This window comes from Hyella patelloides LEGE 07179 (genome assembly GCF_900659865.1).
Classification (GTDB): Bacteria; Cyanobacteriota; Cyanobacteriia; order Cyanobacteriales; family Xenococcaceae; genus Hyella; species Hyella patelloides.
On record NZ_LR213793.1, the window covers coordinates 1 to 22,921 of the forward strand.

Below are 22,921 nucleotides of genomic sequence, written 5' to 3' on the forward strand. Positions count from 1 at the left end.
TAAGCCGTTTCATCTCCATTTAGTCTGGCTGTTTCTGCTGCTAATTGAATCGCCCAACCCAGGTTAGCCTGTAAACAAAACGCACCGTTTTCATACGCCCAGTCCGAGTATAAATCGTATCCTACCATAGCAGGTGAGATCGCCTTTAATCGAGAAGACTTCCCCATAGCTGCATATAGTTGCGTCATTCCCTGATAGGAAAAACCATACATCCCAATATCACCTGTACTTCCTGGTAATTGGGATACCCAATCAATCGTATCAATCCCGTCTGTTATTTCTGTTTCAAAAAGCTTGAATTCTCCTTCTGATGTACCTCTTCCCCGCACATCTTGAATCACCACTAGATACCCTTGGGCAGCATACCACATGGGATGAGCATAAACCACCGTAGATGCGATCGCTTTTCCATAAGGCTGTCTCATCAGTAGTATTGGTAGCTCTTCTTGAGTATCAGGGCGATAAATAGCTGCGTCTAACCTGACACCATCTCTGGTAATCATCGAAGCAGTTTCTTGACGAATTTTCAGCATTATTAACGAATAAGGAGCTAACTTTTTACTTCATATGAGATTTAAACCACTCAATAATTCTCTTCTCGCTATTTTCTCGATTAAATGACAAGAAATGGTCATCTCCTTCGTAAACGATTAATTGATGTGATTTTTGAGATTCTTGTAACTTTTGTGCCAATGCTAAAGCTTGGCTATCTAGGTTACATCGCCAATCGGCACTGCCATGTAAAATTAGAATTGGGGAATCAAGCTTATCTGACCAGTATACAGCAGAGCGATCGCGTAAACATGACCCACGATTTTTTTTAAGATCGGGGATTAATTTTTGCCATCTATTGAGCAGTTCGGGAAATGTATTAAGATTGGCTTCGAGGTCTGACAAACCACCAATTACTGCCACAGCATTGACACTAATACCCTGTTTTAGAGTCAAATAACTCGTCATTCCGCCACGCGATGCACCAAACATAAAAATATTGTTTGTATCGATATATTCTAGAGATTTAGCAAGCGGAATTAAATTTAGAACGTCATGAATATCTGCACCACCAAACTCTTCTTTTCCTTGACCTCCATCATTACCACGGTATTGCGAACCTATTACGACAAAGCCGTTGCTAAGAAAATTATAAAATCCAAACCTTAACCCCAGTCTAGGAGTTAACTTTCCTAATTCGAGACTTCCACCTCGATTAACAATAATTAGTGGTAGCTTTCTACCTTCAGTATTCTTGGGCTTCCAAATATAGCCGATAACTTTTAAGCCATCACTCCAATATTCGATACGCTTACATTCAAAACCCACATAAGCTCTTTTTAATTCAAACTCTTCTTTGGTTGGAAGAAAAGGTACAAGTTGCTCCCAAGATTGCATGACAACACCTCGTTGTTGAGCATATTCAAATTCCGATAAGTAAGCTTTTTTCTGTTTTTCAATAAACTGCTCATATATTTGATGTTTTGGCTGACAGACAGACTGCTTGATAATAACGCCATTCTTCTGTGATGCAACATCATATTGTCTAAACTTTAAGACACCCATAATTTTCTACCACTAATCCATTGCAGCATTTGAGATAATTTCATAAAGAGCTTTTTTAAACTAAAGACTTGAGATTATTTTACTGTGGCTTGCTTGCACCATAAATACTTTTGCGACACTTCTAGTTCTCCAAAGATACTTGAGATTAAGGGAAACTGGAATAAAAATGTTATGATTGTGCCAATTTTATAACCATATATCCAAATTATTACCTGAAATTCATATAAAATATGATGCTGGCAACAAATAATACTAATACAGCAATAATTACTCCCGTTTCCATAGATTATTTATTGGAAGTTTTTGCTGAATTTTTAGATATAGATGTTAGTGCGGGAGACGCAGCATCAGACACATTAAAAACTTATCGCCGTCAATTACAACAGTTTCTTCAGTGGTGCGATAAACATCAAATTCATCCTGCCGATGCGATCAAAGATGATGTGAAACGCTATCGTCGGTGGATGATTAAAACTAAACAATATAAACCCGCTACTATCGCTCTAAAATTAGCAGTTGTCAGACGTTTTTATCAAGCTGCTGTAGAAAAAGGTTTGCTGGGAATTAATCCCGCAGCAGGTGTTAAACCACCAAGAGAAAAACGCGATCCTGCCGATAAAATAACTTATTTAGAAACCGAAGAAGTTAATCAATTATTACAAGTAATTCCTGAAGATGGCTCAATAAAATGTGCTAGAGATCGAGCTATTATTGCAATTATGGCATTAGAAGGAACTCGTACCATTGAGTTACATCGAGCAGATATTTCTAGTTTAGTTAGGCAGGGAAAGAATCTCGGTATTAGAGTAGAAGGAAAGCGCAGTATTCGGGTAGTTCCTTTAACACCAGAAATTGCCAAAGTATTGGTTTTTTATCTGAAGTTAAGAGAAGCAACAGGAGAAAAACTCAGACCCCATCGCCCTCTCTTTATTGCTGTAGGAAATCGTGCAGGAGGTAAGAGAATTTCTCGGCGAGGTATCAGATTAATTGTGGATAAATACCTCAATAAAGCAGACTTAAAACACAATCCTGGGAGAACTATTTCCGCCCACAGTTTAAGGCATACTGCGGGTACTTTAGCACTTAGATCGGGAGCAGAATTACGCCAAGTACAAGATTTACTAGGACATAGTGACCCCCGTACTACTTGTATTTATGCTCATGTAGGGGATAGATGGGAAAATAATCCTGCTTTGAATTTGGATATTGATATTTAATTTAACTGGTTAGTAGTTAGTAGTTAGTGGGTAGAGACGTTCTGTCAAAATGTCTGTACATTAGTTAGTAGTTAGTGGATAGAGACCTCTTATTTCGTATCTCTACAGTATTGATTGATAAATGTTAAATGTTAAATAATAAATGATGAATACTATTCTCAAACAAGCATTTGAATTATCAGGAGTAGGGTTACATTCTGGTATTACTACTACAGTAAAAGTAACTCCCGCATCATTAGGGAAAGGAAGATATTTTATTCGTATAGATTTACCAGATAAACCAAAAATTCCTGCTACTGTTAACGCTGTCAGTCAAACTACTCTTTCTACAGAATTAGCAGCAGGAGAAGCCAAGGTAAGAACGGTAGAACATTTATTAGCTGCTTTATCCGCTAGTGGCATTAATGATGCTTGTATCGAAATAGATGGTGCAGAAGTTCCCCTATTGGATGGTTCGGCAAAAGTTTGGGTAGAAGCAATTAAAAAAGCAGGAATGGTAGTAAATGAGCCTCAATTATCCGATCTGCAACTTCTTTCTCCCATAGTGATTCAAGAGCAGGACAGTTTTGTCGCAGCCATACCCGCAGCAGAAACCCGTTTTACCTATGGTATCGATTTTCCCTATAAAGCGATCGCTAATCAATGGCATAGTTGGCATCCTACAACAGAAGATTTTGCCACAGAAATCGCTCCCGCCCGCACTTTTGGTTTTGCCGAACAAATAGAACAATTAAAACAAGCGGGTTTAATTAAAGGAGGAAACCTTGATAATGCTTTGGTTTGTAGCCATGAAGGTTGGTTAAATCCACCATTGAGATTTACGAATGAGCCAGCCCGTCATAAACTATTAGACTTAGTGGGAGATCTCAGTTTACTGGGTTCATTTCCCCAAGCTCATTTTATTGCTTATAAAGCGAGCCACAAATTACATATTGAACTAGCAAAAAAATTATTAATGGTTAATAGTTAGTTGTTCGTTGTTATTACTCATGACCTTAATTACTTGCTACTTACTACTTAAAAACTCCCTCATTTCTCATTCCTCATTCCTCATTCCTCATTCCTCATTCCTCATTCCTTAAAGTATGACCCCTGTTTTAACCGTCGAACAAATTCATCAACTACTACCCCATCGTTATCCTTTTGCTTTGGTAGACCGCATTATTGAGCAAGTCCCAGGAGAAAAAGCAGTAGGTCTTAAGAATGTTAGCTTTAATGAACCCTATTTCCCTGGGCATATACCAGAAAGACCTTTGATGCCTGGCGTGCTACAAATCGAATCAATGGCACAGGTAGGGGGAACAATTTTGATGCAAATACCTGAATTGAAAGGTAAATTTTTTGCCTTTGCAGGAATTGATAAAGCCCGCTTCCGCCGTCCTGTTGTTCCTGGCGACCAATTAATTATGACAGTGGAACTTTTATCCTTAAAACGCAACCGCATCGCCAAAATGCAGGGCAAAGGAGAGGTAGATGGACAACTTGCAGTACAAGCAGAAATGCTGTTTTCTTTGATTGATTAGTTAATTGTTGGTGGTTGGTTATTCGTGGTTAATTGTTATTTGTTGATAGTTAGTTGTGACCTATTACCTATTCCTATTACTTATTACCTATTACCTTTTCTCCTCAAATTAAATGTTCGCTAATTCCTTAATTCATCCGACAGCGATTGTCCATCCTGACGCTGAACTCCATCCCACAGTTCAGATAGACCCTTATGCCATCATTGGTGCGGAGGTAAAAATAGGTGCCAACACCAAAGTAGGCTCTCATGTAGTAATCGATGGTTGCACAGAAATTGGTAGAGATAATCAGATTTTTCCTGGTGCTGCCATTGGTCTAGACCCCCAAGACTTAAAGTATGAAGGAGCAAATAGCCTAGTTAAAATAGGAGATCGCAATAAAATCAGGGAATACGTCACGATTAATAAAGCCACAACAGAAGGGGAAGCGACTGTTATCGGCAATGACAATCTGTTAATGGCATACTCTCATGTAGCTCATAATTGCCTCATTGAAAATCAAGTTATTATTGCGAATAGTGTGGCAATGGCTGGTCACGTTACTATCGAATCTCAAGCTGTTATCAGTGGGGTGTTGGGCATCCACCAGTTTGTTCATATCGGACGCATGGCAATGGTAGGAGGAATGACCAAAATTACTCGTGATGTTCCTCCCTATATGTTGGCCAACGATAATCCCGCCAGAGTGCGATCGCTTAATTTGGTTGGTTTAAAAAGAAAAGGCTTAACCACCGCAGAAATTAAACAATTAAGAACAGCCTTCAAACTTTTATATCGTCAAGGCTTACCTGTAGAAACTGCCATTTCTAAGTTAGAAACTATTGCTGATTCCCAATATATTCAACATTTAAAAGATTTTCTTCAACTTTCGATTGCTGATGGCAGAAGAGGTTTGATCGCTGGAAGTAAGTAAGCCTGTATATATTAGTATTTAATGAAATATTGAAAAGTTTGAATAATGCGATCGCTAATTGTTAATCTTTATAAGAATCATTTTTAATTTAAAATTTTCTTAAAATTCCTTTAGTCTCTATTCTTAAATCTTCGATGTAGCTTTCTAAAGCCTCTAAAACATTTCTTTCAGTTGATTTATTTCCAGAGCCAAATATTGCTTTGAGCGCCTATCATACTGTCTTGCTGGTAATACTTCGACTGCTATACAAGCTCCCTCCAAACAAGAAACCGCTCACGTTTATCACACCTTTTAACTTCTGCCTTCGATTGACAGCCTGGCTAGTTTTACCCCTATTTCTTTATTTGATGATGAAAATAAACACTCAAACGATCGCCTATGAAAGGACAAATAACAAGAAATATTCCTAACATAGTCAATTTAATTAATAAAGAACTAAATAAAAGACTCAAGAAAAAAATTACAACAGCAAGTAATCTAGTAACTAGAGCTTCTACCTCATCTTCAATTTTAGAGCTAAAATAGATAACTAAAAAAGTAATTAAAAATCCTAAAAATGATAAAATTAAGCTCATAATTATAAATTTAATAATTAGTTTAAAAAAAATCACATGAATAATATGATTCAGATATTTATTACTGAATAGAATTTATTTTAAAGCATTATTTACACAAGTTTTAGCTCAACTTCTTAAATTTATTGAATAATTTAAAAAATGTTACTTTTGTCTAAATATTATTTAATACTTTGTTTTTTCATTTTTATTATTGTCTAAATATTATGAAGTATCCTTTACTTTAATTTATTATACTTAATACACTCTTTTGTTACACCACTAATTCACTTAGGTCATAATTACTATTATACTATGTCTACTTGCTACAGTAGATTTGATTGCCATCAGCTATTAACAATAAAACCAGTTAATCTTTAAATTTACTCTAATCAATTAAAGACGACTACAATCAACACAAACTGATTAATTTTAAACTCCAAACCCATAATAAATAAATGTATGCAACTAATCTTATATAGCAAACCAGGATGTCATCTTTGCGAAGGCTTACAAGAAAAATTGGCTCAGGTGGCTAAATATGATTTCGATCTGGAGATTCGCGATATTACCACCAATGATGAATGGTTTAATGCTTATCAGTATGAGATACCTGTATTAACACAAAAACTGGATACCGCAGAAAAACCCTTACCTCGGCTTTCTCCTCGCGCTTCTGTAAAACAATTGGAGCAAATGTTACAGAAATATTTAGTTATTTGAGGATAACTAAACAAAAAGTTAAAACAGAAGCGATAAGATTGGGGCAATTATGATGAAACTAAGGGAATTACTCAGCTTAGTAGATAACATTCAATCAGTAACCGAACATCAGGCTCTAGATCGAGAAGTGACTCGATTGTGTACTAATTCTCAAGCTTGTCAAGCAGGAGACTTGTTTATCGGAATGCCTGGTACAAGGGTAGATGGTGGGGAATTTTGGCAGAGTGCAGTGACAGCAGGAGCGATCGCTGCTTTAGTAACTCCTGAAGCTGCAACTAAACTACCGCCCCAGGAAGATCAGTTTTTAATTCAAACTGAAGATATGATTGCTACTTGTGGTGAGTTGGCATCTGCTTTTTATGATTATCCTGCCAAGAAGCTCAATCTAGTGGGGGTTACAGGCACAAATGGTAAGACTACCACTACTCATTTGATAGAGTATTTTTTATTGCAGTCTGAATTAGCTACAGCTTTGTTTGGTACTCTTTATACTCGTTGGCAAGGCTATCAAAAAACTGCGACTTACACCACTCCTTTTGCAGTGGATTTACAGTCTCAATTAGCTGCCACGGTATCAGCAGGGAGTCAATGTGCAGTGATGGAAGTTAGCTCTCATGCGTTGGCACAAGGTAGAGTTAAAGGCTGTAGTTTTGAGGTGGGTGTGTTTACTAATTTGACTCAAGATCACCTTGACTATCACAAGGATATGGAAGATTATTTCCAAGCCAAAGCTTTACTGTTTAGTAAGGAATATCTTCAGGGTAAAGGGATTATTAATCTTGATGATGAGTATGGAAAAAGACTAATTGAGCAACTAGGTAAAGATCGAGTTTGGAGTTATAGCGTTAATAACTCTGAAGCAGATTTATACACCAGCGATCTTAATTATCAAGCTACAGGGGTAAGTGGTACTTTACATACACCAGAGGGAGACATTCCTTTTACTTCTCCGTTGGTGGGACAGTTTAACTTAGCTAATTTATTGGCAGCTACAGGTACAGCTTTACACTTAGGAGTCAAGCTATCGGTGATTGCTGCTACCCTACCCCAGTTTAATGGTGTTCCTGGCAGAATGGAACGGGTACAAGTAAACGAAGAGCAAGATATTACAGTAATTGTGGATTATGCCCACACTCCTGATAGTTTAGAAAACCTGCTCAAGGCATCCCGTCCTTTTATTAAGGGTAGAATGATCTGTGTGTTTGGTTGTGGAGGCGATCGCGATCGCACAAAACGCCCCCTCATGGGTAAAATTGCAGCCGAATTAGCCGATGTGGCAATGGTTACGTCTGATAACCCTCGTACGGAAAACCCCCAACAAATCTTAGATGATGTGGTTGCAGGAATTCCCGAAAATACTGAATTTATAGTAATCGGCGATCGAGCAAAAGCGATCGCTCAAGCAATTAGTAATGCCCAACCAAAAGACGGAGTTTTAATCGCAGGAAAAGGACATGAAGATTATCAGATTTTGGGTACAGAAAAGATTCATTTTGACGATCGCGAACAAGCTAGAGATGCTTTGAATAATCGTTAGTAGTTAGAAAAGACGTTCCATCAGAACGTCTGTAAAGTAGTTAGTGGTTCAATACTGTTCGGTTAACAATTATTGGAGCGAGAGTGAGGTGAGGGGAAAGGACAAAGGGGAAGGGGAAAAGGTTATTTTTACATTCCTTTTCCCTTTACCCATTAACCTTTTACCAACCCTACCAATCAATAAAAGAGGCTTATCCGAACAGTATTGGTTAGTGGTTAGTTGTTCTTTGCTCGTAGCTCGTGGCTCGTTGTTTAATACGGAATCTACTTATTACTTGCTAGCTTGTTTCTTAAACTAATGCTTCAAAAGCGACTCCTTGATCGGTAAAAATTTCCGATAAATTGGAGTCGCTATTAATATTTGCTGTTTCCTCTGGTCCTGCAAATAAGAAAGTATTGTTAATATTATTTTGGAAACGGTTAAATTCAATTCCTTCTCCTGTCCCAGCACCATAAACATAAAACGCTAAACCTTCTTCAGCAAAAGATTCGGAGAAGTTTTCGTTAATGCTTTGCCGTTCTGATTCTCCTGCAAAAACGTAAGTACCAGGAACGTCAATGCTTTGAAAGCGATAAAAAGCTGATAAATCATCTCCATCTTCAGTACTGGCTTTAAATGCAGGCTCTCCATTTCCTTCTAACTCAAAAGTTTGATTGAGATTGGGATCGCTTTGAATGTTATCTCTTTCTGTTGCACTAACATAAATATAATTTCCAGTAGGAAAGTTGGTATTTCTCAAACGGAATAAATCAATTGCATTAAGATTTTCTAGACCATCAATTACTTCTGCATCCTCAAAGCGATCGCCCTGCTCAATGCTATCGACAACATCTAAACCCTCGGTGACATTACCAAATACGGCATAATCCCCATCTAGAAAAGATACTTCCTCCAGAGCAAAATAAAACTGAGAAGATGCCGAATCAGGTGGTTGAGAACGAGCCATTGCCACAGCACCGCGATCGTGTTCTAGTGTGACATCTGGAGTTTCATTTCCTCCCAATCTACCTAATTGTGTACTGTAAGTAGGTTCTTCATCTCCTTCTAACTTGATTTCTAAAGGAATACTCCGTCTTTCTCCAGTAGCAGGATCGATAAAACCGCCACCACCCAAGCGATCGATGGGAAAATTAGGATCGAGACTTTGAGGATCGCCTCCTTGAGCTACAAAGTCGTCAACAACTCTATGAAAGGCTACGCCATCATAAACTCCGCGCTCTACCAAATCAACAAAATTACCAGCAGTAATGGGTGCATCGTTTCCATTAACTTCGATGATGATAGAAGAGCCATCAACGATTAATTCTACTAGTGCTGTACCGTTGAGTCTTGGCAAATTCTCAAACATTATGTTTTTTAATTTTTTGATTGATAATTGTACTGCTCAATCTTATCCGTGAAAAATCTTAATTGACAATTATAATTTTAAAATTGTCAGTGATGACACTCAAAAAAAAATAAGTACAAAGTAATAATAAAGGAAAAAGAGATAGACTCAACCCTTTTTATTCAGGGATAATACTAATAATACTAATTAATTTTTCAGAGCAAATTATGTAAAAATATGGAAATAAATTCATTTTATTCTGACAATCCAAAACGATAACCTTTGCCATAGACTGTATGAATCAAAACAGGTTGTCCTTTAATTTCTATTTTGCGTCGCAGTAAACGAACTAAAGCAGCTAATACGTTGCTACTGGGCTGTTCGCTATCTTGCCATAAATGATTATAGATTGCTTCATGGGTTAACAGTTGCCCTGAATTTTCCATAAAGTATTCTAAAAGCTCTAATTCTTTTTCTGATAAGTCGATCGCTTTTTGGTTACGATAGGCTGTATAATTTTCTTTGTCTAGTTCTAAATCTGCTACTTTTAGTTTGTTAGTTTCGGTATTTTCTGGAGTTATTCCTCGCCGTAATAAGGCTCTTACTCTGGCTAAGAGTTCTCTCAATTCAAAGGGTTTTACTATATAATCATCTGCTCCTGCATCTAAACCCAATACACGATCGTCGATAGTGTCTTTTGCTGTTAAAAAAAGCACAGGAGTTGTTAAACCTTTGACACGTAATTCTTGACAGATTTCTAAACCAGATTTGTGTGGTAGCATCCAATCAAGTATTAATAAGTCATAGTTATTTGATAAAGCTAATCGAATTCCTGTATTACCATTATTAGCCACATCTATGGTATAGCCTTCGCGGGAAAGAATTTTGCATAAAGGTTCAGTTAATTCTGTTTCATCATCTACTAGTAGAATACTCATGGGTTATGGAATCGCGGAATAATTGATCCCATTTTAGGCTCATTTCAGCCATAGATAAAGTGAGATGTTGTCTTGTCTCTGCTTAGTCATTCATTTTATAATTTTAGACAAAAGACTAATGAAACAAGACCAACGGTCAGAGCAGGCTCCGTCGTTTCATTTATCCTCGAATGGGGACGGCGGAGTAATCTCTGACTAATAACTAATTTTTATTATTTAAATAAAACAATAAGTTCTGTTTTCGTGGTATTAGCATCTGCCATTTTTGATACTGAACCGATGCTTTGTATAGAATTTAAAATTACCATTGATTCTGAATCATTATCAAGATACAACTCTGATATTTGTTTGATTTCTGCTAAAGCTTTTTCCATATCAAGATAAAAATAGCTCAGGTTTTTATTGGGAAATTTTTGAGCAAGTTGTTTAAAGTTAGAGCTATTTTGGAGAGAACTTGTAGAAGAACTATCCATAGATTCAAATACATTATTTCCGACGGTTAATAGTAAATTATTATTGTCTAACCAACCATAAGATACATCTACATTAGTATAAGGAACAGACAATTGAGTTACTGTTTGCTTGTTTATTTGCTTGGTTTGAGAAACAAGTCCTACCTGTTGTTGTAATTGATTATTGATAGCATTTAAAGTGTTTTCTGCCGTATCGCGATCGCTACTTTCTAAGATAAATGCTAGACCAGACTTGAGGCTTAATTCAGGAATCATAACTTGTTTTGTGGGGACAATTCCTATGGCAAATTCTCCATCCATCCAGCCAAATACGTCTTCATCTAAATCTAAACCTGTAAGCCATCTGGTAGAAACTCTCATGCCATCAATAGCTTGTTTAAAATCTTTATCCTCTTCGCTAATGGTAACTAGAGTAGTCCAAAATGTATTAATTCCTTGACTGTTAATAAAAGCAATAGTTTGTTCGGGAAAATTGCTAGCTATTTTATTTTTTACAGGTTGATATTTGGGAAGTTTAAGATTAGGGTTTAGGGTAGTAAAACTTTGTAATTTTAATTCTTTTTCTGATACACCAATACCTACTACTACAGATTCTACTGGTTGTAAATGAGCTAGTTTTTCTTTAGATACAGGCTCTTCAAGATTACTTACAAGTAAGCGATCGTAGTTAGGAAGATATACGTTTACTAAATTATTTTTAAGCTTTAAGGGTTGTTTAAGAACTGCTTGATTTTCGGCATCACTAGCAAAAGATGGTTCACCTTTAAAAGTATCAATAGCTTGTTTAACTGTTGCTGTTTCATTGGAGATAACTATTTTGTTACCCAATAATGCAAGATTATTTTGATTACCCTGGCTGTTGGTTATAAGATTAATTTTGATGCCTTTATAGTTAACAGATTCTAAGGCTTCTCCTTCATTATTTTGAACTTTTTTCAAGAATTTATAGGCATTAATTGGATTTTTGATTCCTAAAACAACTAAAAGATTTTGTTCCCCTGGAGATTGCGTTTCAGGAACTACAGCTAACATTGCATTACCTAACCAAGATTCAAGATCGTTTCGATAATTAATATTGGATGCACTAAGCTCTTTTTCGATATCGGTAGTTACTTGTTCAATTACTTTTGGGGTTTGTTCAATACCTAATTTTTCTAACTGTTGCCAATGTTTTGAGTTAGTAGAAATAAAGCTGGTCATCACCGCTTCATCAGGAATTACTGTTGCTCCTGTTAAAGGAGTTAAGCTACGACTAAATAATAATTGGTGCCAACCTTTTTGATAGACATACCCTCCACCAATAGCCAAAGCGGTAATTAATCCCATAATTGGTAAGCAACCGCAACCTGATTTTTGAGAATTCATAATCTATATCTAGTTTAATAATTAATATAAAAATATCTTTTCTAATATAGCCTTTAATTTCAATAATATTTTTAAATTTATGATTAACTTTCCTCAAAAGCATTCTCTAAATAATTGACAATTGTCAAAATATAGCCATTTTTAAGCTCGGTGATAATTTGGGGTGGTAATATTTGATTATTGTGGCTATTTTCTGGCACGTAATTATCCATAGATATCTTTAGCTGTTTTGGTTTACGTTGCTTTTTATAGTTGACCAGTGCCACATCAAAGCGCATATAATAATCTACATATTGAGAATTTTCTGCTAAAAATAAAGCTGCACTACGGCTAATTTTTTGTTGCTTAGAGAGAGAAATTGCTTCTAATCCATCAGTATCCCAATTAGAAATACTACGAGTTTTAACTTCGACAAAAATTAAGGTCGAGCTAGTTTTATCTTCCGCAATAATGTCCACTTCTCCCCATCGGCAATGCCAGCTATGGTGTAAGATGCTGTAGGATTTAGACTGTAGCCATTGACTAACTAACTGCTCTCCTAAGTCCCCAATTTTGGTTGTCATTAAAATCTACTGTTTTTTTAGTAATATTTAATTAAATAAAAGTTAGCAAAATTTGGAGTATGACATGAAATTTATTCACAATAGACAATCACTTTCCTTAAGAAAAATTACTGTTAGAATATGCTTGAGTTTAATAATGGCTTTCTTGAGTATGGCGATCGCAATTCCTGATGCTGTTGCCATTGATTATGGTAAACAAACGTTGATGGAGCATGATTTTTCTCATCAAGACTTAACTGATGCTAGCTTCGACCATAGTAACTTACGTGGCAGTGACTTCAGTTATGCAAATGCCCAAGGGGTACGTTTTTTTGGAGCTAATCTAGCTTCGGCTAATCTTGAAGGGGCTAACCTCAGAAATGCAGATTTAGAATCAACTCGTATGACTCGCGTTAACTTAACTAATGCGATTCTAGAAGGTGCGTATATGACGAATGTTTTGCTTGATGGAGCAGTTATTGAAGGGGCTGATTTTTCTGGAGCATTAATGCGCCCGATCACAGAAGAAAAGTTATGCGAAATCGCTACGGGTACAAATCCCGAAACAGGAAGAGATACTAAAGATACTTTGTTTTGTCCGTAATGTAAGTTACGAGTTACCAGTTATTAATAAATAACTATTAACAACCAACTACTAACTACCGACAACCAACCAATAACTACCAACTACCAAACAATAACAAAAATGACTGATGCATCATCAATAATTAACGAATCTCTAATAACAATTCCTATTGCTCCTGACAATTTTAGATCGGGTTTTGTCGGGATTATTGGTAGACCAAATGTGGGAAAATCCACCTTAATGAATAAGCTAATTGGACAAAAAGTTGCGATTACTTCTCCTGTTGCTCAAACAACCCGTAACCGACTTCAAGGAATCTTAACTACCCCTGAAGCTCAAATTATTTTTGTTGATACTCCTGGGATACATAAGCCTCACCATGAACTAGGAAGAGTTTTAGTAAAAAATGCTCAATTAGCTATAAATTCAGTAGATTTGGTAGTTTTTGTGGTTGATAGTTCTAGCCCTTCAGGAGGTGGCGATCGCTTTATTATAGAGCTTTTAAATAAAACAAAAACTCCTGTAATTGTTGGTCTTAATAAACAAGATTTACAACCAGAAAGTTATCACGATCTTGATGATAGTTACTTGGATTTAGTAGCTAATCAACAATGGTCTACAGTTAAGTTTTCTGCTATTACAGGAAAAGGGACAGAAACCTTACAAAATATGATAGTAGAAAAGCTCGAAACAGGGCCTTATTACTATCCTCCCGATTTAGTAACCGATCAGCCAGAACGTTTTATTATGGCAGAATTAATTAGGGAACAAATATTATTATTAACTCGCCAAGAAATTCCTCATTCTGTAGCTATTGCTATTGAAAAAGTTGAAGAAAATCCTAAAATAACTAAAGTGTTTGCTGCAATTAATGTCGAACGAGGTTCTCAAAAAGGAATTCTTATTGGCAAAAAAGGTAGCATGCTAAAACAAATTGGCACAGAAGCAAGAAAGCAAATTCAAAAGCTAATTGCAGGAGATGTTTATTTAGAGCTATTTGTTAAAGTAGAACCAAAATGGCGACAATCTAGATTGCGTTTAGCTGAATTTGGTTATCGTGTTGAAGATTAGTTATTAGTGAATTATTTTCGCTTATAAAAACAAAAACTTCTGACTTTTAACTTAATTACTTACTACCATCCAGACGCGACTCCGCGTACAAGACGGACGGCTGAAATTAGGAATTCAACCACCACATCGCGTCCTCCTTTTGAGGAGACCTCAACAGCGTGATTGGATAAGCACAGGGTACACCAGCATCCCTCACGCTCAAAAGACAGACCCTCATATATCACGTCTCTACTTGCTATGTGTGACGCAAAGCTTATGCCCTAAAGGACTTCCTTCGGTCGCGCGATGCGTAGCGAGTCCTAAGGCGGAAGCGGTATCCGTGATAGAAATCCTTTAGGGCTACTTCAAAACTTCCTCGTTTGGTATTTTTACTTCTTAAATTATGTCTATGAAAATTACTGTCAAACTTTTTGCTGCTTATCAAGAAGCTTATGATAAACCAGAGTTAATTTTTGATTTCGCTACTCCTGTTACAGTAAGTGAGGTCTTAGACAAAATATTACAAGAAAAGCCAGAATTAAAACAATGGCGCGAAGTTACTCGTTTTGGAGTTAATTTAGAGTTTGTTCAAGGTAATACGTTACTTAATAATGGGGATGAAGTTGTGTTGATTCCTCCTGTAAGTGGAGGTTAAGTAGATGTGAATTAATAAATCTCGGTAAAGCATTATGGTGGGATGCGGTAGTACGGTAAATTTTATTTTTAGTTTAATTATCAAGCCCAACGGCACTAAGGTGATGAGTGATGAGTAATAAATAATAAGTAATAAGTAAAAGCCCGAAGATAGTACAAAGCCAATTGCTTCTCATTAGAGGTTTCCCCAGCTTATGCAATCACCTTGTTGAACAATCCTTACTTTTTAAGGCAGAGTTATTGAGTTATTTATTGCTTATTGCTTGTGAAGTAAAGTCGCTCTACTTAATTTAATCAATTATTTATTAGACAAAATTAGATGGGATTAGTAGATAACAATTTTATAAATCAATTAACCCAAGCTATCAAATATTTATCTCAAAAAATCGAGAAACATGAACCTTACATAGAATTAATCAACGAGCTTAAATTAATACAAGAAAAAATTGCTAATTATCAGATTAAAGTAACTATAGTTTGCGAACAGCCAAAAATAATCGATATAGTAAAAAAAAATAGTTTAGAAAGCAAGCCAAAAAACTATTCAGTTACTAACATTACTATATCTGCCTCAATTAATAAAATCCTTCAAAATTGTGATTTGCTCTTACTGGTTTTAGACTCTACAAAATCTATAACATCTCAAGAAGATCGTTTAATAAAAAAAGCGATCGCATCTGAAATATCCCTAGGTATTATAGTAAAACAAAATACCCTTAAACAAAATAATGATTTCAATTTAGCTAAAAAATATCAAACAAAATTAAATGTCTTAAACGTTCTAGACAACAATAATATAGTCGAACGATATCATTCTTTCTTCGCTCCTTTATTAAATCAAAGCATATCTTGTAAATTATTAGAATTCAAACAAGATACTATACAAACTATTAATCATTATTTTGAAACAAATAAAAAGATAACTTGGCAACAAATTCAACAAAGCAAAGACTTATACTTATCAGGGAAAAATCCCGATCAAATACAACAAATTATCAATCAACTATTTCATCGCTGTAATCGCCTAGCTCAAAATCATCTAAGAGTATTCAAGCAAAACAACCATCAAAATAAACTAAATCTAGTTAATCCTTTTTTCAGCGATAGCTTGATGTATAGAGTACAAAATGCGATTCAAGATGCAGAGGTAATCAGCCAGCAAGGAAAACAAAAAACTTATTTATGTCTGTTACTAAAACACAATAATAATACTCAAGCAATTCACACATACGTGATGGAGATTTGCCAGCAATCATTAGAAACTTGGTTGGATTCAGAGTGGCATAACATAAACTCTCAGTATAACGATGGAGGATTAAACCGATTACAACAGCAATTACAGTTAGAAATACAACCTCTAGCTAATTTATCCCCAGAAGCTACTATTTCTCAACCTCAAATAAAACCCCAATTACAATCAGAAAACTATATCTGTTTATCAGCTTTAGAAAACAATAGTAAGATCGATTTTGATTATCATTATGCCCAAAGTACTTGGTTTCGTTTATTAGTTGCGGTCAGTATTGGAACAATTATTTATTTATTAACCGAACGTTTATTTGGCTTTATTTTGTTATTGGTACAAATTATTAACCTAATTACAGGACAAGATACTAAAAGCATTAGACTAAGACAACAAACTAAAGAACTCAAAAGAATTGTTGATGCTAAATATCAATTTTTAGTACGTTTTCTTACTGATAACTTAGTCCAAGAAATTGCGATCGCTTTAGATGACATTAACCAAGACTATCAAGATCAAATCACTAATATTATTCAATCAGCTACGCAAAAATTACATGAAATCAAACAAGATATCAATACAGATCGAGAAAAAGTTGATGAATTAAAAAAATCTCATCAAAAAATCCAAAAAATATTTAAACAATAAATTACAGATTATTTACCTTAGCTCTTCATGTATCCAGTATCTTTTATATAAGTCTTGGTAGACGCTAAAGAACAAAAAAAGTTCCCATAGTTCCTGTTCTGAATCCTCGCGGATTATGGCAGAGGTCTTGCTTATTATTTGTTACTTACTACTTATTAGTTATGAACGCAGATAAGTAACTTTACCTAAAGAAATAATGCAAACTGCTTAAGAAGATTTTCCTTCTCGATCTAGCTTCTTTAATTTTATTTTAATTTATTCTCAATTCCTTTCATTCTGGATATTACTGAGGGATTTGTTTCATAAATATTCTTTAACCCTATCGACTTTTTGTTTTTTTTTGATCAATCATTGTTATCAAGCTAGAAAATACATCTAGTTTTTTGACAAGGTTAATTTGGATTTTCATAGAGAATATTAAAAGTTATGAACACTCAAACATTCGCTATCGGAACAAAAAGACTCATCGTTGGCTTGCTTGCCATTTCTGCTTTAGGGGCTATTGCTCTCCCAGTCAGAGCAGATGAGGCAATTATACAAGAGTCTCGCCAAGAGTCGATCAACACTGGAGAGGGAAACACTTCTGTCCAAAATTCTAATCAAGAGAGCCGAATCCGCAATTCTCGCGATGGATACCGTCGTTATGACGACGACAGTACTGGTGTTGTGCAAACCAACGATCAATTCTGCGATCAGTTAGGGGAAGATAATGTCTGCGCCCAAAATACCGACCAGCGTACCAATATCCGCCAGCGTCGCGACCGCTAATAGAACAAAACGGTATTTGCGTGCCACAAGGAGAGTGATTTCAGTCAAGGTTAGCTCTCTCAATTAAGCACTGTCTTACAATTTTAGAGAGAAAGGAGGGATGTTGCTCTATCTGCTGCGACAATCTTTCCCGCAGTCTCCGCCATTGCACTACTGAGTAAATTGAGTAGATTTTTGGCTCTTGAGACCAACACATTTTCTCCTTTCTTTCTAAATCTTAAAAAGTTGAGGATTCAACTAATGCAATTTAAAAAGCTAATTTTCGTTTTCGTTATCTTGGCTTTCTTGTCACCTGTAAAAGCCCATGGTGGCGAGATTGATGTCGAAGCTGGAGATGTCAAAATTAGAACCGAGCAAGATGGTCAAATTTCTGTAGATACTGGTAGCAATCGGGTCGAGCTAACCGAACAAGAACAAGATCGTCGCTCTACTCCCTGGTGGCAGCCCTGGAATTATTTCAACCGTCACCGAAGTAGCAGCAATTGTACCAGCAGCACTTACCAACGGTCTACGCAAACCACCACAACTAATGGACATACCGAGGAAAGTAGTGTTTCTACAAGTACTTGTCGCTAAACAACGCAATTTTTGGGAGGTCATTAATGAAATTGACAGGATATTATCTGAGCTTGTTATCTTTTTCTAGCTTTCTCATGGTCGTCGCCTCTTCTGTGACTAATTCCGCTTTGGCGCAATGCGTACAGGCTGATGTAGGAGTTCAATACAATATTAGTGGCTCAAAAGAACCAACAGAACGTAGCAATGATGTAGATATGCAGAGTGATGGAGATTGTCGGGGAAATTCCAGCGTAACTACAGGAGTACAAGGTAACGTGGGTGGTAATGGTCGAGTGCGTCAAGAACGGACAGTTCGTCATCGCTCTCAAGGTAGCGAAGATGATACTGGAGCAGGGGGGTCAACGGTTCAAGTTGAAACCAATCCTCAAATTGATGTCTACAATCCAGCCGATAATTTGAGATAATAGCCTTATCTTGTTGTAAGAGCAATTAATCAATTCCTAGGAGCATGGCACTTTATCAATAGCTTTATTCTATCTAATCGATGAATCGATGATGATGGTTTGGAGTTTAGTATTTAGTTCCATGCTTCATTTAGTTTCTACTCAATTTACAGCCGTTTTCAGTTGGATAGACTCCGTTTTTAATTAGTTAGTTCGGAGCTTCCAAGCTCTAAGCTCTAAGCTTTTTAAAATTTGATTGTGGACAACGAGTATGAAAAGCGCAGTAATTTAATTTAATCCTGACATTGGCTTTTTCTTGTCATTTTATCTCTAAACTAAGTCAGAGAGTGACTTTTGAGAATAGATTTTATTTTTAAAAAACTGCGATATACTCCTGTGATTTTTTCAGTTTTTATATACCTCTTGATGAGATCGTGACTCACTTTTTGTGGATGTTCTGCATAATTAGTTTACTTAACAAATTATTTTCTATTAGAAAAAAGCTCTTGACCTCTTGTTATGCTTATTACCTAATCAACCCTTACGGGTTGACCTATTTTCGCAGATTGACAAGCAGCATTAGCTACTTTGGTTGCATAAAGACTTGCAGAGGGTTGGACGTAAAGACCTTTATTATCAAATAAGTGATTTAAAACCATTGTGGTATCTTTCGCAAACAAACCACGACGGCTGGTAACAGGAATTGGAGTTCTTTCTTTGCCTTTAATGAAAGTCCCTTTTTCCCCTTCAAATAATAATGTACCTCGATCGCCGTGAATTTCAAAAGTGCGATGTCCCCACCAAAAAATATCTCCTTTACCATAAGTGATTTCTGCCACAATACCGTTAGTAAAATTCAACTGAGCATTACATAAACAAGCAGTAAAGTAATCAGTTCCCTCAAGATTCCAATAGCGATTTTGACAAAATACCTTCTCTACTTCACCAAATAAATCGGTTAAGCGATGAACTCTAGACAAAGCAGCATTTAAAGGAAAACCAAACATTTCTTTATGATATTTCCAATTACGAGGAACATCTCTTTGGGGTGCAATAGTGTTGTAACGAGCGTAAAAAATATTTCCTATTTGTGGTAAATACTCCCTGATGGCTTGGTGTAAACCACCAATAATTTCCATGTGTTCAATGTGGAGTAATTTTTGCTTTTCTTTGGCTAGAGCAATAATTTCTAATGCTTCTGTATAGTTAAGAGCCAAAGGGTATTCTACTATAACGTGTTTATCTGATTGTAGCGCAGCACGAGCGATCGCACCATGATCTCGATTGACAGTACAAACAATTATTAAATCTAATTCAGCTTGACCAACCAGCCTCTGCCAAGAATCTACCGCAGAAACAGAGTAACTACTAGCAAACTCCTGAATTCTCTCTGGGCTATTTCCCGTCACACTAACCAGAATAGCCCTTGTATCTTCGCTGATAGCTTCCGCTCTTTTTTTTGCAGCATATCCTGTACCTACTATGCCAATTTTCAATGTTTTCATCTTTTCTTCGGCGTAGAGACTTCCTGCTACATTAGCGGAAGGAAACGCCGTCCTTATAATTAGGGTTTTTACGTTTTTTTAGTATTAAGTCGTGAGTCTTGGGAATTCTTAGCCTCTAGCGTTGGGAAAATGTCAACATCTAAGTACAATTCATCAATAATAGGTATAACTATAACTAATAGTTATTTCTCAAGAAAATAAATCAAAATTTTCACCAGAGTTCAACTTGCTAAATAACTGTGAATAGGTGATTACAAGCTATTCCTTTACTAAAAATATCAGAATTTAGGCTCTTGCTCATAGTATAAATAAAACTTATTTTAAGTTAGATTAAGAATCTCATTACTAATGCACGACATACTTGGGAAGTTTTTCGCTTAGTATCAAAAATGGAAGCAGTAGAAAAAGTATTCGATCTATTTCCAACATAACTGGAAAAGATAAAGCTTTGATCTTGATTCCTTCAAATTACAGAACACTAACTGCCGTTTCACTTATAAAAATAGAGGAGTCACAAAATGGCAACTTATAATGTAACCCTAAAAACCCCCGATGGTTCAGAAACTATTGAAGTACCCGAAGATGAGTACATTCTTGACGTTGCTGAAGAACAAGGTTTAGACCTTCCATACTCTTGTCGTGCGGGTGCTTGTTCTACCTGTGCTGGTAAAATCGAGTCTGGTGGTGTAGACCAATCCGATCAGTCTTTCTTAGATGATGACCAAATCGAAGCTGGCTATGTTTTAACTTGTGTAGCTTATCCTACTTCTGATTGTACTATTGTTACTCACCAAGAAGAAGAACTTTACTAAGATTAAAACTTTTAACTGTGGAGACGTTGCTTTATGAGTAGCGTCTTTATTGTTTTGTGGTGTTGCACCCGTTATGAGATGGTGGGGCAAAAGTGGCAAGTGCTTCATGTAGAGGAGCGACCACGAAACGTAGTTTCCGTCAGAATCGCGAACGCGCGAGGTAGCAAGTAACAGAATCTAGACAACGAATAAGGAAGATTTTAAAGCCGATAATTTAAAAATAATCCCGCAACTATGCAACGCCTATTTTGTTAGTTGTGTTGTAATTGCCTTCAGGTAAACATACCCTCGTTACAAATAATTGTCATTTCTATTGGGACAGCTTTTTTTGAACAATATCTTAATTAGTTGCTCTAACCTTGACAAAGTTAAATGCTCGATAGTTTATCTGGAATGTGGTTGATTGGTAATGTTTCCATTACAGCTTGAGTTGGCATGATATTTGGGAAATTATCCCCATAGCTTTTACCTGAGTTAATCAGCGATTAACAACTAAAAAATAACAAGAGTGCGCGTTTCCTAGAGCAAGGAAACATCGGCACAAGAAGGTCTTAGTCTTACTAGGTTGAAAATCATCGAGCTCTAACCATTACTAAACATCTGTTTCAGGCGATTGGGGACGTATTTGCTCTGCTTCGGGACAGTCATCAGAGATCGCAATTTCGGAATTAACCTTAGATACAGAGGCTAATTTTCTCATTACAGAGCCAATGCTTTCTAAGCGAACCATTTCTTCCCAGGAACTAATTTCGTCGTCTTCTTCGGTTTCGTAACGAATAGTGACAAGATCGCCTTCAAAATCGACAATCTTACCATTATCAATCCATCGTTGCTGATCCCGCAAGAAGATACAAACATCATGACCGTCTTGATATAGTTGATAAATCTTGCGGTGTAACATGGGCTTCTCCTAACTATGAGTAAAAATCCTCGAAATTGAATCAAACTTGTGATTTACTCACTATATATATTTATTGTGACATAATTCTTTGCCAACAATAGAGTACTTTTTGCTAAAACACCATATAGTAACTTAGCTAGGAAGATTTTCTAAATAATGCCAAAATTCTAACAGTTCCTCATCGGTTAAGTGAAGACGCGCTCGCTTACCATAGGTACTCAGTAGATAATCTCTTCCTTGTTCTTTTGTCCAACTGAGGCGTTTCATTTCTAAATCTATTTTGTGTCGGATTTCGTTGAAATCTAACTCTAGGGTGTTTCCAGCTTCTACAGGTGTTATTTCTTCTGGGGGAGGAGGGGTCAGGGGTTGATCGAAAATATTGCTCTGAGATTCTATTGCAGGAGTAGTTTCTAGGCTAATTTCTTTTGTAATAGGTGTGGGTACAAAATCTGCTATTTCTGGCTGAGTATTTGGTTCGGGAGTTGTGATAGGGTTGCTGACTACTTTTTCTGGGGGAGATAGTGTTACTGAAGGAGGGTTGTAACTTTGGTGATTGCTAGTTTGATTTCGAGGGGTTGCTGTAACTACTGTTTGGGCTGCTGTTGACCAACTGTCAGAGCAGGCTCCGTCGTGTCTTGGTGGGCGTTCCTTGGGCGAGGCAACCTCGCCAGGGGTGGATAGGGGGGACTTTTCTGGTTTGATGTTTGGCTTCTCACAGTTGATTGCGGTCTGTTGAAGTCCCCCCATCCCCGCGCACCGCTCGTATGGCGGAGTCCCGTCAAGCGGGATCGAGATAATCTCTGACTGAGACTGTGGGGTTTGAGGACTAATAGCAGATTTTTCTAAGTTAACAGTCATTAAGGCTCTTTCTCTGGCTTTATCTTCTGCTTTTTCTATAGTTTCCGCAGCAGCTAAACCTGTTCCGAAGATAGTCTCTTCATTTTGCACAGAGACTTTAACTATATACAATCCTCGGTCAATATTAATTAGTTCACTAATGAGACTTCCTTGGGGATAAAGATGGCGAAATTGATGCAACATGAGGTTGATTGTGCTTCCAGTTAATATACTTAATACTAAATTACTATTGGCTTGGGGTAAAGAAAAAGTTGCCAATAATCAA

24 protein-coding genes are annotated in these 22,921 nt (G+C 36.5%); 14 read left to right on the forward strand and 10 right to left on the reverse strand.

Annotation, left to right across the window (positions count from 1 at the left end; all coding sequences use genetic code 11):
- Both H1P_RS06805 and H1P_RS06810 read right to left on the reverse strand, forming a co-directional pair.
- Window positions 1-533 (reverse strand): CocE/NonD family hydrolase (locus tag H1P_RS06805; protein ID WP_144865413.1); only part of this gene is annotated, 533 nt, incomplete at its 3' end.
- A 25-nt stretch (window positions 534-558) separates the two neighbouring features.
- Window positions 559-1,557 carry an alpha/beta hydrolase family protein gene (locus tag H1P_RS06810; protein ID WP_144865415.1) on the reverse strand — a complete coding sequence of 333 codons (999 nt, stop codon included), beginning with the start codon at window positions 1,555-1,557 and terminating at the stop codon, window positions 559-561.
- A 233-nt stretch (window positions 1,558-1,790) separates the two neighbouring features.
- On the opposite strand from H1P_RS06810, the gene H1P_RS06815 reads away from it, so the two are divergent.
- From H1P_RS06815 to lpxA, 4 genes are all read left to right on the forward strand, one after another.
- Window positions 1,791-2,774 carry a tyrosine-type recombinase/integrase gene (locus H1P_RS06815; RefSeq protein ID WP_144865481.1) on the forward strand — a complete coding sequence of 328 codons (984 nt, stop codon included), beginning with the start codon at window positions 1,791-1,793 and terminating at the stop codon, window positions 2,772-2,774.
- Between the two features lie 142 nt (window positions 2,775-2,916).
- Window positions 2,917-3,744, forward strand: a complete 828-nt coding sequence (lpxC, locus tag H1P_RS06820; protein ID WP_186375870.1) for a UDP-3-O-acyl-N-acetylglucosamine deacetylase — start codon at window positions 2,917-2,919, stop codon at window positions 3,742-3,744.
- A 115-nt stretch (window positions 3,745-3,859) separates the two neighbouring features.
- On the forward strand, window positions 3,860-4,297 hold the full coding sequence (fabZ, locus tag H1P_RS06825) for a 3-hydroxyacyl-ACP dehydratase FabZ (protein WP_144865417.1): 438 nt from the start codon (window positions 3,860-3,862) through the stop codon (window positions 4,295-4,297).
- A 112-nt stretch (window positions 4,298-4,409) separates the two neighbouring features.
- A complete protein-coding gene (gene lpxA / locus H1P_RS06830; protein ID WP_144865419.1) occupies window positions 4,410-5,210 on the forward strand; it encodes an acyl-ACP--UDP-N-acetylglucosamine O-acyltransferase in 801 nt (266 codons plus the stop codon).
- Between the two features lie 332 nt (window positions 5,211-5,542).
- Here the strand turns inward: lpxA and H1P_RS06835 are convergent, their stop codons facing one another.
- The gene (locus tag H1P_RS06835) at window positions 5,543-5,785 is read right to left on the reverse strand and encodes a hypothetical protein (RefSeq protein WP_144865421.1); all 243 of its coding nucleotides are present in this window, start codon (window positions 5,783-5,785) and stop codon (window positions 5,543-5,545) included.
- Window positions 5,786-6,226: 441 nt separating this feature from the next.
- On the opposite strand from H1P_RS06835, the gene H1P_RS06840 reads away from it, so the two are divergent.
- Together H1P_RS06840 and H1P_RS06845 are read left to right on the forward strand one after the other, a co-directional pair.
- The gene (locus tag H1P_RS06840) at window positions 6,227-6,487 is read left to right on the forward strand and encodes a glutaredoxin family protein (protein WP_144865423.1); all 261 of its coding nucleotides are present in this window, start codon (window positions 6,227-6,229) and stop codon (window positions 6,485-6,487) included.
- A gap of 52 nt (window positions 6,488-6,539) precedes the next feature.
- Window positions 6,540-8,024: a UDP-N-acetylmuramoyl-L-alanyl-D-glutamate--2,6-diaminopimelate ligase gene (locus H1P_RS06845; RefSeq protein ID WP_186375872.1), complete on the forward strand. Its 1,485-nt coding sequence runs from the start codon at window positions 6,540-6,542 to the stop codon at window positions 8,022-8,024.
- Window positions 8,025-8,313: 289 nt separating this feature from the next.
- On the opposite strand, the gene H1P_RS06850 is transcribed toward H1P_RS06845, so the two are convergent.
- The 4 genes from H1P_RS06850 to H1P_RS06865 form a co-directional block, all read right to left on the reverse strand.
- Complete coding sequence (locus H1P_RS06850; protein ID WP_144865427.1) at window positions 8,314-9,372, reverse strand: peptidylprolyl isomerase; 1,059 nt, start codon at window positions 9,370-9,372, stop codon at window positions 8,314-8,316.
- Window positions 9,373-9,605: 233 nt separating this feature from the next.
- Window positions 9,606-10,289 (reverse strand): two-component system response regulator RppA, encoded by a 684-nt coding sequence (rppA, locus tag H1P_RS06855; RefSeq protein ID WP_144865429.1) that lies wholly within the window; start codon window positions 10,287-10,289, stop codon window positions 9,606-9,608.
- Between the two features lie 212 nt (window positions 10,290-10,501).
- Window positions 10,502-12,127 (reverse strand): DUF3352 domain-containing protein, encoded by a 1,626-nt coding sequence (locus H1P_RS06860; RefSeq protein WP_144865430.1) that lies wholly within the window; start codon window positions 12,125-12,127, stop codon window positions 10,502-10,504.
- A gap of 83 nt (window positions 12,128-12,210) precedes the next feature.
- Entirely contained in the window at window positions 12,211-12,690 is a 480-nt protein-coding gene (locus H1P_RS06865; protein ID WP_144865433.1) for a YraN family protein, read from the reverse strand.
- Between the two features lie 136 nt (window positions 12,691-12,826).
- Between H1P_RS06865 and H1P_RS06870 the strand changes: the two genes are divergently transcribed.
- From H1P_RS06870 to H1P_RS06900, 7 genes are all read left to right on the forward strand, one after another.
- Complete coding sequence (locus H1P_RS06870) at window positions 12,827-13,273, forward strand: pentapeptide repeat-containing protein (RefSeq protein ID WP_144865436.1); 447 nt, start codon at window positions 12,827-12,829, stop codon at window positions 13,271-13,273.
- Between the two features lie 102 nt (window positions 13,274-13,375).
- On the forward strand, window positions 13,376-14,326 hold the full coding sequence (gene era / locus H1P_RS06875; protein ID WP_144865438.1) for a GTPase Era: 951 nt from the start codon (window positions 13,376-13,378) through the stop codon (window positions 14,324-14,326).
- 382 nt (window positions 14,327-14,708) lie between these two features.
- Window positions 14,709-14,960: a MoaD/ThiS family protein gene (locus tag H1P_RS06880; protein WP_144865441.1), complete on the forward strand. Its 252-nt coding sequence runs from the start codon at window positions 14,709-14,711 to the stop codon at window positions 14,958-14,960.
- 318 nt (window positions 14,961-15,278) lie between these two features.
- Window positions 15,279-16,850, forward strand: a complete 1,572-nt coding sequence (locus H1P_RS06885) for a hypothetical protein (protein WP_144865443.1) — start codon at window positions 15,279-15,281, stop codon at window positions 16,848-16,850.
- Between the two features lie 426 nt (window positions 16,851-17,276).
- Window positions 17,277-17,618, forward strand: a complete 342-nt coding sequence (locus H1P_RS06890; RefSeq protein WP_144865445.1) for a hypothetical protein — start codon at window positions 17,277-17,279, stop codon at window positions 17,616-17,618.
- A gap of 240 nt (window positions 17,619-17,858) precedes the next feature.
- Window positions 17,859-18,194 (forward strand): hypothetical protein, encoded by a 336-nt coding sequence (locus tag H1P_RS06895; protein ID WP_144865447.1) that lies wholly within the window; start codon window positions 17,859-17,861, stop codon window positions 18,192-18,194.
- A gap of 26 nt (window positions 18,195-18,220) precedes the next feature.
- Window positions 18,221-18,601 carry a hypothetical protein gene (locus H1P_RS06900; protein ID WP_144865449.1) on the forward strand — a complete coding sequence of 127 codons (381 nt, stop codon included), beginning with the start codon at window positions 18,221-18,223 and terminating at the stop codon, window positions 18,599-18,601.
- A gap of 509 nt (window positions 18,602-19,110) precedes the next feature.
- On the opposite strand, the gene H1P_RS06905 is transcribed toward H1P_RS06900, so the two are convergent.
- Window positions 19,111-20,085: a Gfo/Idh/MocA family protein gene (locus H1P_RS06905; protein ID WP_144865451.1), complete on the reverse strand. Its 975-nt coding sequence runs from the start codon at window positions 20,083-20,085 to the stop codon at window positions 19,111-19,113.
- Between the two features lie 518 nt (window positions 20,086-20,603).
- On the opposite strand from H1P_RS06905, the gene H1P_RS06910 reads away from it, so the two are divergent.
- The gene (locus tag H1P_RS06910; protein WP_144865453.1) at window positions 20,604-20,897 is read left to right on the forward strand and encodes a ferredoxin; all 294 of its coding nucleotides are present in this window, start codon (window positions 20,604-20,606) and stop codon (window positions 20,895-20,897) included.
- Between the two features lie 592 nt (window positions 20,898-21,489).
- Here H1P_RS06910 and H1P_RS06915 read toward each other — a convergent pair.
- Window positions 21,490-21,798, reverse strand: a complete 309-nt coding sequence (locus H1P_RS06915; protein ID WP_144865455.1) for a DUF6679 family protein — start codon at window positions 21,796-21,798, stop codon at window positions 21,490-21,492.
- Between the two features lie 132 nt (window positions 21,799-21,930).
- Window positions 21,931-22,914 (reverse strand): hypothetical protein, encoded by a 984-nt coding sequence (locus H1P_RS06920; RefSeq protein WP_144865457.1) that lies wholly within the window; start codon window positions 22,912-22,914, stop codon window positions 21,931-21,933.
- Window positions 22,915-22,921: the final 7 nt, after the last annotated feature.

Bases quoted from the DNA above. Each gene is read 5' to 3' on its own strand.
- H1P_RS06810 (WP_144865415.1), bottom strand. From the start codon at position 1,557: ATGGGTGTCTTAAAGTTTAGACAATATGATGTTGCATCACAGAAGAAT.
- H1P_RS06815 (WP_144865481.1), top strand. From the start codon at position 1,791: ATGCTGGCAACAAATAATACTAATACAGCAATAATTACTCCCGTTTCC.
- lpxC (WP_186375870.1), top strand. From the start codon at position 2,917: ATGATGAATACTATTCTCAAACAAGCATTTGAATTATCAGGAGTAGGG.
- fabZ (WP_144865417.1), top strand. From the start codon at position 3,860: ATGACCCCTGTTTTAACCGTCGAACAAATTCATCAACTACTACCCCAT.
- lpxA (WP_144865419.1), top strand. From the start codon at position 4,410: ATGTTCGCTAATTCCTTAATTCATCCGACAGCGATTGTCCATCCTGAC.
- H1P_RS06835 (WP_144865421.1), bottom strand. From the start codon at position 5,785: ATGAGCTTAATTTTATCATTTTTAGGATTTTTAATTACTTTTTTAGTT.
- H1P_RS06840 (WP_144865423.1), top strand. From the start codon at position 6,227: ATGCAACTAATCTTATATAGCAAACCAGGATGTCATCTTTGCGAAGGC.
- H1P_RS06845 (WP_186375872.1), top strand. From the start codon at position 6,540: ATGAAACTAAGGGAATTACTCAGCTTAGTAGATAACATTCAATCAGTA.
- H1P_RS06850 (WP_144865427.1), bottom strand. From the start codon at position 9,372: ATGTTTGAGAATTTGCCAAGACTCAACGGTACAGCACTAGTAGAATTA.
- rppA (WP_144865429.1), bottom strand. From the start codon at position 10,289: ATGAGTATTCTACTAGTAGATGATGAAACAGAATTAACTGAACCTTTA.
- H1P_RS06860 (WP_144865430.1), bottom strand. From the start codon at position 12,127: ATGAATTCTCAAAAATCAGGTTGCGGTTGCTTACCAATTATGGGATTA.
- H1P_RS06865 (WP_144865433.1), bottom strand. From the start codon at position 12,690: ATGACAACCAAAATTGGGGACTTAGGAGAGCAGTTAGTTAGTCAATGG.
- H1P_RS06870 (WP_144865436.1), top strand. From the start codon at position 12,827: ATGGCTTTCTTGAGTATGGCGATCGCAATTCCTGATGCTGTTGCCATT.
- era (WP_144865438.1), top strand. From the start codon at position 13,376: ATGACTGATGCATCATCAATAATTAACGAATCTCTAATAACAATTCCT.
- H1P_RS06880 (WP_144865441.1), top strand. From the start codon at position 14,709: ATGTCTATGAAAATTACTGTCAAACTTTTTGCTGCTTATCAAGAAGCT.
- H1P_RS06885 (WP_144865443.1), top strand. From the start codon at position 15,279: ATGGGATTAGTAGATAACAATTTTATAAATCAATTAACCCAAGCTATC.
- H1P_RS06890 (WP_144865445.1), top strand. From the start codon at position 17,277: ATGAACACTCAAACATTCGCTATCGGAACAAAAAGACTCATCGTTGGC.
- H1P_RS06895 (WP_144865447.1), top strand. From the start codon at position 17,859: ATGCAATTTAAAAAGCTAATTTTCGTTTTCGTTATCTTGGCTTTCTTG.
- H1P_RS06900 (WP_144865449.1), top strand. From the start codon at position 18,221: ATGAAATTGACAGGATATTATCTGAGCTTGTTATCTTTTTCTAGCTTT.
- H1P_RS06905 (WP_144865451.1), bottom strand. From the start codon at position 20,085: ATGAAAACATTGAAAATTGGCATAGTAGGTACAGGATATGCTGCAAAA.
- H1P_RS06910 (WP_144865453.1), top strand. From the start codon at position 20,604: ATGGCAACTTATAATGTAACCCTAAAAACCCCCGATGGTTCAGAAACT.
- H1P_RS06915 (WP_144865455.1), bottom strand. From the start codon at position 21,798: ATGTTACACCGCAAGATTTATCAACTATATCAAGACGGTCATGATGTT.